Below are 17,351 nucleotides of genomic sequence, written 5' to 3' on the forward strand. Positions count from 1 at the left end.
TCAATAAAATAAAAACTGGCACGCGAATTGTAATAGCTCAATCACTTTTTTGAACCAAAAGACTGATTGAGGACATTATGGCTATTCACGTTAAGAACAATATTCACTGGGTTGGACAGCGCGACTGGGAAGTGCGTGATTTTCACGGCACCGAATACAAAACCCTGCGCGGCAGCAGCTATAACAGCTACCTGATTCGTGAAGAGAAAAACGTGCTGATCGACACCGTCGATCACAAATTCAGCCGCGAGTTCGTGCAGAACCTGCGCTCAGAGATCGATCTGGCCGATATCGACTGCATCATCATCAACCACGCTGAAGAAGACCACGCGGGCGCGCTGACCGAACTGATGTCCTGCATTCCCGACACGCCGATTTACTGCACCGCCAACGCCATCGATTCCATCAACGGCCACCACCACCATCCGGAATGGAACTTCAACGTGGTGAAAACGGGCGATACGATTGATATCGGCAACGGTAAGCAGCTGATTTTTGTTGAAACGCCGATGCTGCACTGGCCGGACAGCATGATGACCTACATGACCGGTGACGCGGTGCTGTTCAGCAACGACGCCTTCGGCCAGCACTACTGCGACGAACGCCTGTTCAACGATGAGGTTGATCAGACTGAACTCTTCGAACAGTGCCAACGCTACTACGCCAATATCCTGACCCCGTTCAGCCGCCTGGTAACACCAAAAATCACTGAGATCCTCGGCTTCAATCTTCCGGTCGATATGATTGCCACCTCCCACGGCGTGGTCTGGCGCGATAACCCGACGCAAATCGTCGAGCTGTACCTGAAATGGGCGGCGGATTACCAGGAAGACCGCATCACGATTTTCTACGACACCATGTCCAACAACACCCGCATGATGGCCGACGCCATCGCCCAGGGCATTAACGAAGTTGACCCGCGCGTGGCGGTGAAAATTTTCAACGTCTCCAAAAGCGATAAAAATGACGTGCTGACCAACGTCTTCCGCTCCAAGGGCGTGCTGGCGGGCACCTCCACCATGAACAACGTGATGATGCCGAAAATTGCCGGACTGGTGGAAGAGATGACCGGCCTGCGTTTTCGTAACAAGCGCGCCAGCGCCTTCGGCTCCCACGGCTGGAGCGGCGGCGCAGTGGACAGGCTCTCCACCCGCCTGCAGGATGCCGGGTTTGAGATGTCCCTGAGCCTGAAAGCCAAATGGCGTCCGGACCTCGACGCGCTGGAAGTCTGCCGCGAGCACGGGCGTGAGATCGCTCGTCAGTGGGCGCTGGCCCCGCTGCCGGTCGCTGAAGCCACAGCGACACAGGAACCGCAAGACTGCGCCTGCGCCGCCACAGCGGCTGCTGACCTTGGCCCGTCAATGCAGTGCAGCGTCTGCCAGTGGGTTTACGATCCTACGAAGGGTGAACCGAACCAGGACGTCGCGCCAGCCACGCCGTGGAGCGAAGTGCCGGACAGCTTCCTGTGTCCGGAATGCTCACTTGGCAAAGAGGTCTTTGACGTGCTGGCCACGGAGGCAAAATGAACCACGGCATTCTTATCATCGGCTCGGGCTTCGCCGCCCGTCAGCTGGTGAAAAACATTCGCAAGCAGAACGCGCAGGTGCCGCTGACGCTGATCGCCGCCGACAGCATGGATGAGTACAACAAACCGGATCTCAGCCACGTCATCAGCCGTGGCCAGCAGGCTGTGGATCTGACGCTACAAACGGCAGGTGACTTTGCTGAGCAGTACAATTTGCGCCTTCTCCCGCACACGCGGGTAACGGGTATCGACGCTGAAAACCGGCGGGTTTCCTGCGACGAGCAAAGCATTCCCTACGACAAACTGGTCCTAGCGACGGGTGCCGCGCCCTTCGTGCCGCCGGTGCCCGGCAAGGAACTGATGATCACCCTGAACAGCCAACAGGAATACGGCGCGGCACAGGCGGCGCTACATGACGCGAAACGAGTGTTGATCGTCGGTGCAGGGCTGATTGGCACCGAGCTGGCGATGGACTGCAATCGTGCCGGAAAGGCGGTCAGCGTGGTGGATAACTCGGCGAGCATTCTCTCGGCGCTGATGCCGCCGGAAGTCAGCAGCCGCCTTCAGCACCGGCTGACGGAAGCGGGCGTTCATCTGCTGCTCAAAAGCCAGCTTCAGGGGCTGGAGAAAACGCAGGGTGGAGTCTGCGTGCGGCTCGACAGAAACCGGGCGATTGAGGTGGATGCCGTTATCGCCGCCGCCGGACTGCGCCCGGAGATCGCCCTTGCCCGAAGTGCGGGCATCACGGTGAATCGCGGGATTGTTGTCGACAGCACTTTGCAGACCAGCGATTCAGCCATTTACGCCCTCGGCGACTGCGCTGAAATCAACGGCAGCGTGCTGCCCTTCCTGCAACCGATACTGCTTAGCGCCCTGACGCTGGCAAAAAATCTGCTCGGGGAAAGCGGAAGCCTGAAGCTGCCGCCGATGCTGGTGAAGGTGAAAACGCCTGACCTGCCGCTGCACCTGGCAGGCGATACCCGCCGGAGCGATTTACGCTGGCGCATCGAAACCACCGCCGAAGGCATGATAGCTCAGGGCGTGGACGACGATGACAGACTGCGGGCGTTTGTGGTCAGCGAGGAAAATATGAAGCAGGCGTTTGGGTTACTGAAGCAGCTCTCTGCCTGAAAAAATGCCGGGTGGCGCCAGGCTTACCCGGCCTACAACAAATTGCGCGGCCTGATGCCCTCTCCCCCGCCCCTCTCCCACAGGGCGAGGGGTGCAAACATTAAAAAATCCTCGGAAGCGAGGATTTTTGCTATTCACCTTGTGCGGCCTGATGCCCTCTCCTACGGTACACTTCCACAGTCCTTGTAGGCCCGGTCAGGCGTAGCCACCACCGGGCAATCCAGATTTTAAATGCTTAGGGCGTCATACCCGCGCCAGCGGTACACCGCCAGGGAGATGATCCAGCAGGCGACAAACAGCCCAATGACGATAAACCCGGCGTTGCCAAGGTTGTCGTTCAGCGCCCCGACCAGGTTCCACAGCCCACCGCTGAAGCCAAACTTGTCCATCATCAGGCCCAGCGCCTCAAGCCCACCGATAAACAGCGCCACCACCACCGAGGTGCCGGTAATGGTCATGTTGTAGTAAAGCTTGCGCTGCGGCTTGTTGAACGCCCAGCCGTAGGCGCCCACCATCAGCACGTTGTCAATTGTATCCACCAGCGCCATGCCGCTCGCGAACAGGGCCGGGAAAATCATAATGCTCCAGATGGACATCCCGCTCGACGCGCTGGCCGCTGTGATCCCCAACACCCCCACCTCCGTGGCGGTATCAAAGCCAAGACCGAACAGAAAACCGACCAAATACATGTGCCAGCTTTTTCCGACCAGGCGGAAGGTTTTGCCAAACAGCCAGCTCATCATGCCGCCGCTGGCAACCGGATCGCTGTTGAAGGGTTTTCCCTGCCGAAAGGCACGGAAGCTGCGCCAGACGCTATGTAGAATGACAAGGTTTACGAAAGCCATCGCCAGCAGGAAAAGTGCCGAAACGGCGGTGCCAATCACGCTGCCGGTATCATGAAACCAGCCCATTTGCTTCTGGAAGGCGGTGGCGGTGGCCGCAATCGCCGCCGAGGCCAGTACCACAATGGAGGAGTGCCCAAGCGAGAACCACGCGCCGACGCCAAACGGGCGCTTGCCCTGCTGCATCATTTTGCGCGTCACGCTGTCGATGGCCGCGATGTGGTCAGCATCCACCGCATGACGCAGACCGTAGCCCCAGGCCAGCAGGCTTGCCGCCATCAGCGCCCCGCTGTGGCCGAACACTTCCCATGCCCAGCCCCAAGCCAGTAAATTCGCCACGATCAGTCCGAAAACCAACAGCGCCGCGCGCGGCTGCTGGCGTAAAAGCGTCATCAACATAATACGTTTCTCTTTTCCTGAAGGCGGGCTGCGGCAATCACCGCCTGCCCGTATGAAATTCCACCGTCGCCAGCCGGGAGCTGCTGCGGAAATAAAAGTGTAAAACCAGGCAGATAAAACGCCAGCCGCTCGCGCAGCAGCCGGTTGTGCAGCACGCCACCGCCGAATACCAGCGTGGTAATCCCTCGCTGTTCCGCATGAAAGCGCATCATCTGCGCCACCCCACAGGCCAGCGCGTCGTGAAATGCCCAGGCTTTTTCCGCTCCGGCAGCGGGCCAGTTCAGCCACTGCTGCCAGAAAACGCGTAAATTCAGCGTATTATCTGCAAAAGGTAGCGCCAGCGGATGCGCCGTACCGCCGCAGGTGCCTGCCAGCGTCTCCAGCAGGCAAGCCGCCTGTCCTTCGTAACTCAGCGTCTCAGGCGCACAGCCCAGCTCGCTCGCCACTGCGTCAAACAAGCGCCCGCAGGATGAAGCTCGCGGCGAGTTGATACCACGCTCAACCGCACGCGCCAGCGCCTGCACGGATTTCCCCTCAAACGCGGGCAGCGTGGCCCAGCCCTGTACAAACTCCAGAGACTGCGCCAGCCAGTTGCGCCACGGCTGACGTGCCGCTAAGTCGCCACCGGGCAGCGCCACCGCAGGCAGGCCGCCGAGGTGTTCACATTCGCGATAGTTCACCTGTAAACATTCCCCGCCCCACAGCGCACCGTTCTCTCCCATCCCGATACCGTCGAGGGTCAGCGCAATCACATCGCCCGCATCCAGAGGCCAGCCGTGCTCTGCCATACAGGCCGCCGCATGAGCATGGTGATGCAGCACTTCCTCGCAGGGGATCGCCAGCGCCTTGCCCCACTGCACGGAGCGGTAGCCCGAATGCGCATCCACCACCACACGCTCAGGCGTGAAGGCATAAATCGACTGCATCAGGGCCAGCGCGCTGCGCCATTGTTCCTCCACGCCTTCTTCAGCCAGGTCGCCCAGATGCTGGCTCAGCACCGCATCCTGCCCGCGCACCAGGCAGAAGGTGTTTTTTAAATCTGCGCCGCAGCACAGCATCGGCGGCACGTCAGCAAAACCGGGCGGCAGCGGCAGCGCATCGGGCACAAAGCCCCTCGCCCGCCGCAGCACTTCGCCACTTTGCCGCACCACGGAATCATCCATGCGCTGCACGATACCCCGGTTGTGAAGCAGGAAGCCGTCGGCAATCTCTGCCAGGTCCGCCAGCGCTTCATCGTTAGTGAGTGCCGGAGGCTTGCCGTTGAGGTTGCCGGAGGTCATCACCAGCGGGCTACCCAGCGCCTGCATCAGCAAGTGCTGAATGGGGTTGGACGGTATCATCACCCCGACTTCATCCAGGCCTGGCGCAATGTCCTCACACAGCCCTTCCACGCTATTTTTCGCCACCAGCACGATGGGCGAGGCCGGAGTGTTAAGCAATTTTTGTGCCTGCTCCGGCAGCGTATTGACCTGTGCCACCATCACCGCCAGCGGTTTTGCCGGACGACGCTTGCGTTCACGCAATTGCGCCACCGCCATCGCATCGCCCGCATCGCAGGCAAGATGGAATCCGCCGAGCCCTTTTATCGCCACCACACCGCCCGAGGCAAGCATAGCTATCGCCGCAGCCAGCGCCTCCTCGCCCAAAGCCGTTTCCGCGCCCGACTGCCAGCTCAGCTGCGGGCCACAGGTTTCGCAGGCCACGGGCTGAGCGTGAAAGCGGCGGTCGCGCGGGTCGCGGTATTCCTGTTCACAGGCAGGGCAAAGGAGAAACGCCGCCATCACGGTGAACGGGCGGTCATAAGGCATGGCGCGGATTATCGTAAAGCGCGGGCCGCAGTGGGTGCAGTTGATAAACGGGTAACGATAGCGGCGGTTGCGCGGGTCGTTCAGCTCCGCCAGGCAGGCCGGGCAGGTCGCGGCATCGGGCACAATCTGCGTGCTCATGCGCCCGGCCCCGCTGTCGTGAATGGTGAAATCCTGCGGTAAATCAGCCCATTGATACGGGCCGATCTCCACGGCATCGATGCGCGCCAGAGTGGGGCAATGCACCTTTAACTGCGTGGCAAAGCCCTCTTCTGCACCGACAAGGTGCACCAGCACCCCTTCGGCGTCATTGCTGACGTTGCCCGCGCGCTGCATTTGCTGCGCCATTTGCCAGACGAACGGGCGAAAGCCCACGCCCTGCACTTTGCCCCGCACGCGAATGGCGATGCCGTTCTCTTTCATCAGACGTTTGCCGCCTCCCGCAGCCGGGTTTTCATCTCGTGATAGCTCGTCAGCGCAAAGTTTTCCGCCCAGCGCTGGTCAGCAATGTGGCTGACGCGCACCGCGCAGTACTTGGTTTCGGGCGTTTTGGAGATGGGATCGAGGTTGTCCTGAGTGAGTTCATTGCAGGCGCCAATCCACCACTGATAGGTCATGTAGACGCTGCCTGCATTGGTGCGGGTGCTGACATTCGCCCGGCTGATCACCTTCCCGCGGCGCGACTCCACCCACACCAGGTCGCGATCCTTCACGCCGAGCCGCTGCGCATCCTCCGGGTTCATCTGCACAAAACCGGGTTCGTCGGCAAGCGACTGGAGCGCCGCGCAGTTGCCGGTCATCGAGCGGCAAGAGTAGTGCCCAACTTCGCGCACGGTGCAAAGCACCAGCGGGAAATCCTCATCAGGCGTTTCGGCGGGCGCGCGCCATTGGGCGGCAAACAGGTGCCCTTTGCCGTCCGGCGTATCGAACTGGCTATCCTGATACAGATAAGACGTGCCGGGATGGTCGAGCGTCGGGCACGGCCACTGCACGTGTCCCATGTCGCCCATTTTTTCGTACGTCACGCCGTAGAACAGCGGGCAGAGCTCGCGCATTTCATCCCAGATTTGCTGGTTGCTGGCGTAGTGCATCGGATAGCCCATTTCGCGGGCAATCAGGCTGATGATCTCCCAGTCGCGCTTGACGTTATAAGTGGCATCAATCGCTTTTTCAAAACGCTGGAAGCCGCGATCGGCGCAGGTAAAGACGCCGCCGTGTTCGCCCCAGGAGGTGGCGGGCAGCAGCACGTCGGCCTGCTCGGCGGTTTTGGTCATGAAGATGTCCTGCACGACAATAAAATCCAGCGCCTCAAACCCTTTTCGCACCAGCCCCAGATCGGCTTCGGTCTGGAGCGGATCTTCGCCCATGATGTAGTAGGCCTTCACCTTGCCTTCCAGCGCCAGGTGCGGCACTTCGGTGATACGCACGCCGATTTTGTCGTCCATCAGTGCGCTGTCGATGCCCCAGGCTTTGGCAAATTTTGCCCTCACCTGTGCGTCGGTCACGTCCTGATAGCCAGGGAACTGATTCGGCAGCACGCCCATATCGCAGGCGCCCTGCACGTTGTTCTGCCCGCGAACCGGGCCAACGCCGACGTTTTTCCGCCCGAGGTTGCCGGTCAGCAGCGCGAGGCTTGCCAACCCTTTCACCACGTCCACCGCCTGGCCGAACTGCGTCACACCCATGCCCCACATGATGGTGGCAGTAGGCGCAGCGGCGTAAATCCGCATTGCTTCACGTACCTGACGGGCAGGCACGCCGGTGAGTGCTTCCACGGCTTCTGGCGCGTAGTCCTTCACCACTTCGCGATAGGCCTCAAGGCCTGTGGTATGCCGCGCCACCCAGGCTTTGTCGTACAGTTCTTCTTCCAGCAGGACGTAGGCAAAGGCATTCACCAGCGCCATGTTGCAGCCGTTATTCATCTGCAAATGGCGGTCTGCGATGCGGGCCGTTTCGATTTTACGCGGATCGCAGACGATGATTTTCGCCCCTTTCTCTTTGGCTTTGATCACCCGCCGCGCCACTATCGGGTGCGAGTCGGCACAGTTGTAGCCAAAGACCAGCAGGCAGGCCGAATCTTCAATTTCGCCGATGGAGTTGCTCATTGCGCCGTTGCCGAGGGTTTCCTGCAGCCCGGCGACAGACGGGCCGTGGCAGACGCGTGCACAGCAGTCCACGTTGTTAGTGTGCAGCACGCCTCGCGCAAACTTCTGCATGACGTAGTTGGTTTCATTGCCCGTCCCGCGCGACGACCCGGTGGTCATGATCGCGCGGGGGCCGTATTTCGTTTTAATCTCGCTGAGTTTTTTGGCCGTGTAGCGAATCGCCTCTTCCCAGCTGACCGGGGTCAATTTGCCGCCTTTTTCATAGCGGATCATCGGCTGGGTCAGGCGGGGCGTCAGCAGGCGGGTGTCGTTGAGAAAATCCCATCCGTAATACCCCTTCAGGCACAGCTCATTCTGGTTGGTGACGCCGTCGGCGGCTTCCGCACGCAGAATTTTATTGTTATCAACAACCAGTTTCAGCTTGCAGCCCGCGCCGCAGTATGGACAAACACTCGTGATTTTTTTCATCAGTAACAGACCTGTTAAAAGTGAAAGGATTGAGATTAAAACGACACGGAAAATGCGCTGTCGAGCGCAGCCCGACGGCGTTTTTCGATATTCAGTTGTTCAAGGGCTTCCCGGTCGATACACACCAGCGCGGCGGTAGGACAGGAAGCGACGCAGGCCGGGCCGTCGGCACGGGTATGGCAAAGGTCGCACTTGTTGGCCTCAGCCTTTTCCATTTTCACCTGCATGCCGAAGCCGCTGGTGCGTACCACCGGGCGAACCACCACTTCCATTGCGCCATACGGGCAGGCGACAACGCAGGTTTTGCAGCCGATGCAGCGCTCCTGCATCACGTGGACAAAGCCGTTTTCACGGGCAATCGCCCCGTTCGGGCAGACGTTCGCACAGGGGGCATCTTCACACTGACGACAGGCGGTGGCGGTGGAAATATTTACGCCTTTGACGACGTGAATGCGGGGTAAAAAAGTTTGGGGCGTCAGCGCCGCACAGTCCTGTTCAGGCTGGTGCGCCACGGCGCAGGCCACTTCACAGGTGCGACAGCCAATACATTTGCTCGCTTCCGCGATGATGAAACGGTTCATGCACTCCTCCGGGCATTAAGCAGTAGGGCCGGAGGTATGCATTTTTCGCGCCATTATTAAAATAGCTATTTATCAGTTAGTTACTTAATGAAGAAGCTGTCATCGTCATAAATGACGACGACAGATGACGGTCAGGCGAACGGCCCGGCGGTGACGGAATCACGCAGAATAAGCTCTCCCGGGAAGGCATGTCCGGGCTTAAACTCCCCGCCGTCGAGCATGAAGATCAGGCGGTTGATGGTTTCTTCAATCATCGCCGTGACGGGTATTTTCACGCTGGACAGGGACGGCACGGTATAAGGCGCAAGCGCAATATCATCAAAGCCAATCACCGACACCTGCTGCGGCACGCTGATGCCCGCGCTGACCAGCTGTTTGATTGCCCCGACGGCCATGTCGTCGTTGCTGGCCACCAGCGCGCTGAAGGGAATGCCCCTCGCCAGTAGCGTTTCCACACCCGCCGCGCCAGTGGCAGGGGTCCACTTGCCCTCCACAATCCACTCATCACGAACCGCAATGCCGTTGCTCTCCAGCGCGGCCTTGTAACCCGCCAGGCGCTCAATGCCGGTTGGCGAATCGAGGGAGCCGGTGATAAACGCAATATCGCGGTGCCCGTCAGCAATCAGCTGTGCCACCGCCATTTCGCTGGAGGCTTTTTGATCGGAGCAGACGCAGTGGCTGGCGTGCTTTCGCAGCCGGCGGTTGAGCACCATGATCGGCCTGTCGTGCCCGAGGATTATCTCATCCATTTGGTCCGGGGTGAGAAAACGCGGGTAGATGATGATCGCATCGCAGCGCAGATCGAGCAGGTACTGGATCGCCGCCCGCTCCTCTTCCGCGCTGTGTTTGCCGTCGGCGAGGATCAGCTGCCGCCCCTGATCTTCCGTCAGCCGCGCGGCGTGAAACAGCAGTTCGCTGAAATAGACGCCGTGGTACAGCGTGTTGGTCACCACCAGACCCAGCGTCTGGCTTTTTTTGGTCGCCAGGTTGCGCGCCAGCAGATTTGGCCGATAGCCGCTTTCGGCTATCGCTTTAAAGACGCGGTCTTTGGTTTCCTGGCCGACATAGCCATTGCCCGATAGCACGCGGGACACGGTGGCTTTCGACACGCCAGCGCGCTTCGCCACCTCCAGCATCGTTGCCATGTTCGCTCATCCGTCTGAAAAAAGTGTGGGAAGTGTACTTCAGGATCCGCGGATTTTCAGCTTCGGCGATCTGAAGTGATCAACTTCACGAAAACAAAATAGATCTCCAAAGCATATTGTTTCGTCAATCCGATCTCTTGATGATTATGTGGAACCGGTTTCCTACACAAATATTAACCACCATAAGATGGATTGACCCGATGTCGAAAAACTATGCCGCGCTGGCTCAGGATGTGGTGACCGCCCTGGGCGGCGCGAACAACATCACCGCCGCGACCCACTGCATGACTCGCCTGCGCTTTGTGCTCAACGATCCGACGCTTGCCGATACCGCCACGCTTAAAGCCCTGAACGGCGTGCTGGGTGTGGTACGCAGCGACAACCAGTGCCAGGTGATTATCGGCAACACGGTTTCACAGGCTTACAAAGCGGTGATGAACCTGCTGCCGGGCAATCTGCAGTCTGCCGTGGAGCAGGGCCCGCAGAAACTCACCCTGCGCCGCATTGGTGCGGGCATTCTCGATGCGCTGATCGGCACCATGTCGCCGCTGATCCCGGCGATCATCGGCGGCTCGATGGTGAAGCTGCTGGCGATGGTGCTGGAGATGTCCGGCGTGCTGGCGAAAGGCACTCCGACGCTAACCATTCTCACCGTGATCGGCGACGGCGCGTTCTTCTTCCTGCCGCTGATGGTGGCGGCCTCCGCGGCGGTGAAATTCAAAACCAACATGTCGCTGGCGATTGCCATTGCGGGCGTGTTGGTGCACCCGAGCTTTATCGAGCTGATGGCAAAAGCCGCCCAGGGCGAGCACGTTGAATTCGCCTTCATTCCGGTGACGGCGGTGAAATACACCTACACGGTGATCCCGGCGCTGGTGATGACCTGGTGCCTGTCGTATATCGAACGCTGGGTCGACCACATTACGCCTGCGGTCACAAAAAACTTCCTCAAACCGATGCTGATTGTGCTGATTGCCGCCCCGCTGGCTATCCTGTTGATTGGCCCGATCGGCATCTGGATTGGCACCGCGATCTCTGCCCTGGTTTATACCGTTCACGACTATCTGGGCTGGCTGTCAGTCGCCATTATGGGCGCGCTCTGGCCGCTGCTGGTGATGACCGGGATGCACCGCGTGTTCACCCCAACCATCATCCAGACCATCGCCACCACCGGCAAAGAAGGCATGGTCATGCCGTCTGAAATTGGCGCAAACCTGTCGCTCGGCGGCTCGTCGCTGGCGGTTGCCTGGAAAACGAAAAACCCGGAACTGCGTCAGACAGCGCTGGCCGCTGCGGCCTCCGCCATTCTGGCGGGCATTTCTGAACCGGCACTTTACGGCGTAGCCATTCGCCTGAAGCGTCCGCTGATTGCCAGCCTGATAAGCGGCTTTATCTGCGGGGGCGTCGCCGGGATCGCCGGGCTTGCCAGCCATTCGATGGCGGCACCGGGGCTGTTTACCAGCGTGCAGTTCTTTGACCCGGCGAACCCGATGACCATCGTCTGGGTGTTTGGCGTGATGGCGCTGGCCGTGGTGCTCTCCTTTGTGCTCACGCTGCTGCTGGGCTTTGAAGATATTCCGGTGGAAGAACAGGCCGTGCAGGCCCGTAAAGCACAGGGCATTTCTGCCACCGAACAACCGTTACAAGCGAGGTAAGGCATGTTTCCAGAAGGATTTTTATGGGGCGGCGCACTGGCGGCTAACCAGTCAGAAGGCGCATATCTGGCAGGCGGAAAGGGCTTAACCACCGTCGACACCATTCCCCACGGCGCAAACCGGATGCCGGTGAAGCTCGGGCTGGAGAAACGCTTCACCCTGCGTGAGGACGAGTACTACCCGAGCCATCAGGCGATTGATTTCTATCATCGCTACAAGGAAGACATCGCGCTGATGGCAGAAATGGGCTTCACGGTGTTCCGCACCTCAATTGCCTGGGCGCGCCTCTACCCGAACGGCGATGAGCTGACGCCCAATGAGGAAGGCATCGCTTTTTATCGTGATATGTTCGCCGAATGCAAAAAGCACAATATTGAGCCGCTGGTCACGCTCTGCCACTTCGACGTGCCGATGCATCTGGTGCAGGAGTACGGCTCCTGGCGTAACCGTAAAATGGTGGAGTTCTTTACCCGCTACGCCCGCACCTGCTTTGAAGCCTTTGATGGGCTGGTGAAATACTGGCTCACCTTCAATGAAATCAACATCATGCTGCACAGCCCTTATTCAGGTGCCGGGCTGGTGTTTGAAGCAGGTGAAAATCAGGAGCAGGTGAAATATCAGGCCGCGCACCACGAACTGATTGCCAGCGCCCTGGCGACCAAAATCGCCCATGAAGTGAACCCGCAAAATCAGGTTGGCTGCATGCTGGCGGGCGGTAATTTCTACCCGTACTCCTGCAAGCCGGAAGACGTGTGGATGGCGCTGGAGAAGGACCGCGAGAACCTGTTCTTTATTGACGTGCAGGCGCGCGGCGCTTATCCGTCTTATTCTGCGCGCGTGTTCCGCGAAAAAGGCGTGACCATTGAAAAGCAGCCTGGCGATGATGAAATCCTGAAGAACACCGTCGATTTCGTGTCGTTCAGCTATTACGCCTCTCGCTGTGCATCGGCAGACATGAACGCCAACAACACCAATGCGGCGAACATCGTCAAATCGCTGAAAAACCCGCACATCAAGGCCAGCGAATGGGGCTGGGGCATTGACCCGCTGGGCCTGCGCATCACCATGAACATGATGTACGACCGCTACCAGAAGCCGCTGTTCCTTGTAGAGAACGGTCTTGGTGCGAAGGACGTGGTGGAAGCTAATGGCGAAATCAACGACGACTACCGCATCAGCTACCTGCGTGAACACATTCAGGCCATGGGCGACGCGATTGACGACGGCATTCCGGTCATCGGCTACACCACCTGGGGCTGTATTGATTTAGTGGCGGCTTCGACAGGCGAAATGAGCAAGCGCTACGGCTTTGTCTACGTCGATCGCGACGACGCGGGCAACGGCACGCTGGCCCGCACGCGCAAGAAATCGTTCTGGTGGTATAAGAAGGTGATTGCGAGTAACGGGGAAGATTTGGCGTAATGTAATTGCCGGGCTGCTTGCCCGGTGGCGCTGACGCTTACCGGGCCTACAGGTCGTCCGTAAAATTGTAGGCCGGTGCAAGCGCAGCGCCGCCCGGCAAACTTTACAGCTGCTCAAACCCGCCGTTGCCAGTCCAGCCTTCAAGCCGCTGATAAACCACGTCGACCGCAGCCTTCACCTTTTCGGTCATCGGATAATAGAAACCGACGATATCCGGCTGAATACCGAGGAAAATCACCTCTTTCACGTCTTCGGCCAGCTGCTCAATCAGGTAGTTCAGCGGCATGTTGTGGGTGGTCATCAGGAACATTTCGGCGATGTCGTCGGGGTCAACAATGCGGATATCGCCCGGCTCCAGCCCCATGTCAGTGGCATCGACAATCAGCAAGCGGTTCGGGCGCATTTCACGAATCGCCGCCACTTCCCTTTCCGGTGCGCTGCCGCCGTCGAGCACAATCCAGTCGCCTTTTGGCCCGCTGGCACACATTTCGGCGAGCAGCGGCCCGGCCCCGTCGTCACCCATCATGCTGTTGCCGACACAAAGTAATACGTTAGACACGCTTTTCTCCCGATAAAAAGAAGCTGAATGAGCAAACTACCCATCAATATCAACGAATGATCATTAGGGGGTATCTTATATTGCACGCAGCCCGCAAATACTGATCTCAAATAGCATTGCTGATTCATAGCGAACTTCAGCAATTCCCCAAAACAGGCTGAAGCGATGAATGATGTAAAGAAGCTGAGTGGCAAGAAAATAAGAACCATTCCCATTTCAAATGGCGAATGGAATAATCAATTGATTGCCATGATCAATTCTGGCGTTGAACCCGATCTGCTGGAATTCTTTCATCATTTAAAAGAGGAACGCGACGAGTACCGCATTCTGGTCGATATCACCAACTCGGTGCTTGCCCACCTCGACCGTGAAGGAATGGTCAGCGCCATCGCCGCGGACATTCATCGCTATTTCGCCATTCCCTGCGTCTCGCTTGCCTTTTTCGACGGCGAATCCGCAGAGGCTTTCCCGGTCACCGCCTGCGGCTGGCAGGGTGAGAATCAGTACGTTTGCCAGCAAAGAACCTACCCTGTCTCCCAAAGCATTCTGAAAAACGTGCTGGACAGCAGTCAGCCGCAGGCCGTTGCGCTTAATGAAAACCTCAACGACCCGTTATTAAAAGATTTATATTCCGCTGGCATGCAGGCCACCCTGCTGCTGCCATTAACATTTAACGCCCATTCGCCCGGCGTATTTATTCTCGCCCATACCGATGCCAGCGCGTTTACACCGGCAGTGTGTTCGCTACTTGGGCAAATAGCCTCTCGCATCAGCATTGCGGTGGATAATGCCAATGCGTGGAATGAAATCACCCGCTTAAAAGATTCGTTAAAGCAGGAAAATATCTGGTTAACAGAACAGCTGCAAAATGCAGAAAGCCTGAACGATATTATTTTCCAGAGCGCGGCAATGAAAAACCTGCTGCGTCAGGTGGAGATGGTGGCCATGAGCGACAGCACCGTGCTGCTGCTCGGTGAGACGGGCACCGGCAAAGAGCTTATCGCCCGCGCCATCCACAAGCTCAGCCAGCGCACCCAGAACCCGCTGGTTAAAATGAACTGCGCCGCCATTCCCGCAAGCCTGCTGGAAAGCGATCTGTTCGGCCACGAAAAAGGCGCTTTCACGGGGGCGACCAGCAGCCATATCGGCCGTTTTGAAATGGCCGACGGCGGCACGCTGTTCCTCGATGAAATTGGCGATATGCCGCTGGAACTTCAGCCCAAGCTGCTGCGCGTGTTGCAGGAGCGCGAAGTGGAGCGCCTCGGCGGCAGCAGAGTGATCCCGGTGAACGTCCGGATGATCGCCGCCACCAACCGCGATCTGCATGAAATGGTGCAGGAACGTGAGTTTCGCAGCGATCTGTTCTATCGCCTGAACGTGTTCCCGATCGTGATCCCGCCGCTGCGCGAGCGCCCGGAAGACATTCCGCTGCTCGCCACCTGGTTTACGCAAAAACTGGCGGCGCGCATGAACAAAACCATCGACACTATTCCTGCGGCATCGCTTCAGGCGTTGTGCCAGTATCCGTGGCCGGGCAACGTGCGCGAACTGCAAAACGTCATTGAACGCGCGGTGATCCTCACACAGGGCAACACTCTAAATTTACAGCTGGGTGATTTGAAAATGCCTGCCGCCCCGGCGCAGACGCCACGTGCGCAGCCTGCTGCCATCAAGCTGCCGCCGATGTTTAATCCGCAAACGCCGGAAACCGACGAAGGTGAAAGGGAAAGGATTATTCAGGCCCTGCGGGAAACAAACGGCATTGTGGCGGGACCAAAAGGCGCGGCGCAGAAGCTCGGCCTGAAAAGAACAACGCTGCTCTCAAGGATGCAGCGTCTGGGGATTAATACGCGGGATCTTTAAGGCTCCCGCGTAAGCGCCCGGCGGCGCTTCGCTTGCCGGGCCTACAAATCGCACAGGCCTGATTTGTAGGCCAGGTAAGGCATCAGCCGCCACCTGGCAATCAACGTCATCAGGCGAGCTGCCGTTTCACGATCAAGTAGATCGCCGGTTCGCGTTCAATCTCACCGAGCAGTTCAATCAGACGCAGACTCCAGCCTTTGTAAGGCTCATCCCCGCTTTTACTGAGCTCAGAAAGCGCATTCGCCAGCAGCGACGTGTGGGTGGAATCAATGGTGATTTCCCCGAACGTCAGCAGGCCGCGCAGCTTGCGCCGCGCCTCCCCGGTCGGCAGCAGCTTCAGCCATTCGGTGTAACCATCAAGCGGGCATTCCAGCTCGGTTTTCAGGCAGTCGATCATCCCGACGTGATGGCCAATCGCCAGCGAGTAGTACATCACCTGCTGGACCTGCTGGTTTTCGGCGGGCATTTGATCGTCGCTGTCGACAAACTTCTGCCGCAGCGACCAGAAGGTCACTTTCCCCTTTTCACTCATGCCATCACCTCACCGGCAATCACCGCCATCAGCACATGGACGATTTCGGTCAGGCGCGGATCGTTCTCTTTGCGCAGCCAGGTCTCCACCTCATGCGCCGCCTGCTGCGGCTGCTTATGCTGGATGAGCGTCAGCAGCGTCATGCTGATGTCGCCGCCCTGGCGATAACCGGCCATGCGCCGGGCTTCGCGCTCAACGGCAACGCGCAGCGTCAGCGGCACGTCCGGCAGAATGATGGCCGGTTTTTCGTTTTCGCCCTGCACGTGCTCTATGCCTTTCAGTTTCTGATCCAGCAAACCAAGCGCCACGGCAAACCCGTGAATGGTGGCCGCAGGCGTTGGTGGGCAGCCGGGGATCCATACGTCGACAGGCACGATGGTGTCGCTCCCGCCCCAGACGCAGTAGAGATCGTGGAAGATCCCGCCGCCAACGCCGCAGGCGCCATAGGAGATACAGATTTTCGGATCGGGTGCCGATTCATACGCACGCAGCGCAGGCACGCGCATCGCTCGGGTCACTGCCCCGGTGAACAGCAAAATATCGGCGTGACGCGGGGAGGCAACGACCTTGATGCCGAAGCGTTCGGCGTCGAACACCGGCGTAATGGCGGAGAAAATTTCAATCTCGCAGCCGTTACAGCCGCCGCAGTCCACGCGGTAGACGTAGGCCGAACGTTTGATGTCCTTCAGCAGCGTCTGCTTCATGCGCGCTGCGTCTTCCGCGAGCGTAATCGGCTGGCTGACGTGATGATTAAATTCACTCATGTGAGGCCTCCGCGTTGGATAAGCTGAACATACGCTGGTCGTGCAGGCCTACGGTCTGCTGGCGCTTGCACGCCGGGCAGGTAGAGAACTGCGACTTCATGCCCGCCAGCGCCTCATCGCTGACGCCGGACTGGCGCAGCAGCTCCACCGCGTACTGCGCCGATTTTTCCGGCGTGTACGGCTGCTTGCAAACCTTGCAGTGTTGCAGACGGAACACCGCTTTGACGTACAGGTCGGCTTTGTTGGTCACCGCAAGCTCGAAGTCATTGGTCAGGCGAATGGCCTTCGTCGGGCAGACCTCTTCGCAGCGGCCGCAGAAAATGCAGCGGCCGATAAACAGCTGCCAGGTGCGCTCGTTCTCTTCCGGATGGGTTTCCATCGTCAGCGCATTCGCCGGGCAGGCAGAAGTACAGGCCGCGCAGGCGATACACTGCTGCGAATTGAGCTCTGGCCTGCCGCGAAAATCGGGACTTATCTCCAGCGGCGCAAACGGATATTTGACCGTCGGCTCGCCCGCTTTCAGGATGGTTTTAAACAGTTTCAGCATCGTTTAAT

Annotated in this window: 14 protein-coding genes; 5 read left to right on the top strand and 9 right to left on the bottom strand. The window is 58.8% G+C overall.

Annotated elements, in window-relative coordinates:
- Window positions 1-77: 77 nt before the first annotated feature.
- On the top strand, window positions 78-1,526 hold the full coding sequence (gene norV / locus CRO87_RS16515) for an anaerobic nitric oxide reductase flavorubredoxin (protein WP_097164024.1): 1,449 nt from the start codon (window positions 78-80) through the stop codon (window positions 1,524-1,526).
- On the top strand, window positions 1,523-2,656 hold the full coding sequence (gene norW / locus CRO87_RS16520; protein ID WP_097164025.1) for an NADH:flavorubredoxin reductase NorW: 1,134 nt from the start codon (window positions 1,523-1,525) through the stop codon (window positions 2,654-2,656). Before norV ends, norW begins: the two co-directional genes overlap by 4 nt.
- Window positions 2,657-2,883: 227 nt before the next feature.
- Here the strand turns inward: norW and CRO87_RS16525 are convergent, their stop codons facing one another.
- The 5 genes from CRO87_RS16525 to CRO87_RS16545 all read right to left on the bottom strand — a co-directional run bounded on the left by CRO87_RS16525 (window position 2,884) and on the right by CRO87_RS16545 (window position 10,001).
- Entirely contained in the window at window positions 2,884-3,897 is a 1,014-nt protein-coding gene (locus CRO87_RS16525) for a HoxN/HupN/NixA family nickel/cobalt transporter (RefSeq protein ID WP_097164026.1), read from the bottom strand.
- Window positions 3,891-6,125: a carbamoyltransferase HypF gene (gene hypF, locus CRO87_RS16530; protein WP_097164027.1), complete on the bottom strand. Its 2,235-nt coding sequence runs from the start codon at window positions 6,123-6,125 to the stop codon at window positions 3,891-3,893. The genes CRO87_RS16525 and hypF overlap by 7 nt, the downstream gene beginning before the upstream one ends.
- Entirely contained in the window at window positions 6,125-8,275 is a 2,151-nt protein-coding gene (fdhF, locus tag CRO87_RS16535; RefSeq protein ID WP_097164028.1) for a formate dehydrogenase subunit alpha, read from the bottom strand. Before fdhF ends, hypF begins: the two co-directional genes overlap by 1 nt.
- A 35-nt stretch (window positions 8,276-8,310) precedes the next feature.
- Entirely contained in the window at window positions 8,311-8,856 is a 546-nt protein-coding gene (hydN, locus tag CRO87_RS16540) for an electron transport protein HydN (RefSeq protein WP_097164029.1), read from the bottom strand.
- Window positions 8,857-8,987: 131 nt separating this feature from the next.
- On the bottom strand, window positions 8,988-10,001 hold the full coding sequence (locus tag CRO87_RS16545) for a LacI family DNA-binding transcriptional regulator (protein WP_097164030.1): 1,014 nt from the start codon (window positions 9,999-10,001) through the stop codon (window positions 8,988-8,990).
- A gap of 200 nt (window positions 10,002-10,201) precedes the next feature.
- On the opposite strand from CRO87_RS16545, the gene ascF reads away from it, so the two are divergent.
- Window positions 10,202-11,656, top strand: coding sequence for a PTS cellobiose/arbutin/salicin transporter subunit IIBC (ascF, locus tag CRO87_RS16550; RefSeq protein ID WP_097164031.1), 1,455 nt, complete (start codon window positions 10,202-10,204; stop codon window positions 11,654-11,656).
- Between the two features lie 3 nt (window positions 11,657-11,659).
- Complete coding sequence (locus tag CRO87_RS16555) at window positions 11,660-13,078, top strand: 6-phospho-beta-glucosidase (RefSeq protein WP_097164032.1); 1,419 nt, start codon at window positions 11,660-11,662, stop codon at window positions 13,076-13,078.
- Window positions 13,079-13,181: 103 nt separating this feature from the next.
- Here the strand turns inward: CRO87_RS16555 and hycI are convergent, their stop codons facing one another.
- Window positions 13,182-13,637, bottom strand: coding sequence for a hydrogenase maturation peptidase HycI (hycI, locus tag CRO87_RS16560; protein WP_097164033.1), 456 nt, complete (start codon window positions 13,635-13,637; stop codon window positions 13,182-13,184).
- Window positions 13,638-13,802: 165 nt separating this feature from the next.
- Between hycI and CRO87_RS16565 the strand changes: the two genes are divergently transcribed.
- The gene (locus CRO87_RS16565) at window positions 13,803-15,500 is read left to right on the top strand and encodes a sigma 54-interacting transcriptional regulator (RefSeq protein WP_097164034.1); all 1,698 of its coding nucleotides are present in this window, start codon (window positions 13,803-13,805) and stop codon (window positions 15,498-15,500) included.
- 109 nt (window positions 15,501-15,609) lie between these two features.
- On the opposite strand, the gene CRO87_RS16570 is transcribed toward CRO87_RS16565, so the two are convergent.
- The 3 genes from CRO87_RS16570 to hyfH are packed head-to-tail and all read right to left on the bottom strand — an operon-like array spanning window position 15,610 to window position 17,343.
- Window positions 15,610-16,032 (bottom strand): formate hydrogenlyase maturation HycH family protein, encoded by a 423-nt coding sequence (locus CRO87_RS16570; RefSeq protein WP_097164035.1) that lies wholly within the window; start codon window positions 16,030-16,032, stop codon window positions 15,610-15,612.
- Complete coding sequence (locus CRO87_RS16575; protein ID WP_097164036.1) at window positions 16,029-16,796, bottom strand: NADH-quinone oxidoreductase subunit B family protein; 768 nt, start codon at window positions 16,794-16,796, stop codon at window positions 16,029-16,031. Before CRO87_RS16575 ends, CRO87_RS16570 begins: the two co-directional genes overlap by 4 nt.
- Window positions 16,789-17,343, bottom strand: coding sequence for a hydrogenase 4 subunit H (gene hyfH / locus CRO87_RS16580; RefSeq protein ID WP_097164037.1), 555 nt, complete (start codon window positions 17,341-17,343; stop codon window positions 16,789-16,791). The genes CRO87_RS16575 and hyfH overlap by 8 nt, the downstream gene beginning before the upstream one ends.
- Between the last annotated feature and the right edge of the window lie 8 nt (window positions 17,344-17,351).

The sequence above is a fragment of the Enterobacter sp. CC120223-11 genome (assembly GCF_900215375.1).
In the GTDB taxonomy this organism is placed as follows: Bacteria; Pseudomonadota; Gammaproteobacteria; order Enterobacterales; family Enterobacteriaceae; genus Scandinavium.

Excerpts from the sequence above, each read along its gene's own strand:
- CRO87_RS16575 (WP_097164036.1), bottom strand. The coding sequence starts at position 16,796 with ATGAGTGAATTTAATCATCACGTCAGCCAGCCGATTACGCTCGCGGAA.
- CRO87_RS16570 (WP_097164035.1), bottom strand. The coding sequence starts at position 16,032 with ATGAGTGAAAAGGGGAAAGTGACCTTCTGGTCGCTGCGGCAGAAGTTT.
- CRO87_RS16525 (WP_097164026.1), bottom strand. The coding sequence starts at position 3,897 with ATGTTGATGACGCTTTTACGCCAGCAGCCGCGCGCGGCGCTGTTGGTT.
- CRO87_RS16565 (WP_097164034.1), top strand. The coding sequence starts at position 13,803 with ATGAATGATGTAAAGAAGCTGAGTGGCAAGAAAATAAGAACCATTCCC.
- norV (WP_097164024.1), top strand. The coding sequence starts at position 78 with ATGGCTATTCACGTTAAGAACAATATTCACTGGGTTGGACAGCGCGAC.
- ascF (WP_097164031.1), top strand. The coding sequence starts at position 10,202 with ATGTCGAAAAACTATGCCGCGCTGGCTCAGGATGTGGTGACCGCCCTG.
- hypF (WP_097164027.1), bottom strand. The coding sequence starts at position 6,125 with ATGAAAGAGAACGGCATCGCCATTCGCGTGCGGGGCAAAGTGCAGGGC.
- norW (WP_097164025.1), top strand. The coding sequence starts at position 1,523 with ATGAACCACGGCATTCTTATCATCGGCTCGGGCTTCGCCGCCCGTCAG.
- hyfH (WP_097164037.1), bottom strand. The coding sequence starts at position 17,343 with ATGCTGAAACTGTTTAAAACCATCCTGAAAGCGGGCGAGCCGACGGTC.
- CRO87_RS16555 (WP_097164032.1), top strand. The coding sequence starts at position 11,660 with ATGTTTCCAGAAGGATTTTTATGGGGCGGCGCACTGGCGGCTAACCAG.
- fdhF (WP_097164028.1), bottom strand. The coding sequence starts at position 8,275 with ATGAAAAAAATCACGAGTGTTTGTCCATACTGCGGCGCGGGCTGCAAG.
- hydN (WP_097164029.1), bottom strand. The coding sequence starts at position 8,856 with ATGAACCGTTTCATCATCGCGGAAGCGAGCAAATGTATTGGCTGTCGC.
- CRO87_RS16545 (WP_097164030.1), bottom strand. The coding sequence starts at position 10,001 with ATGGCAACGATGCTGGAGGTGGCGAAGCGCGCTGGCGTGTCGAAAGCC.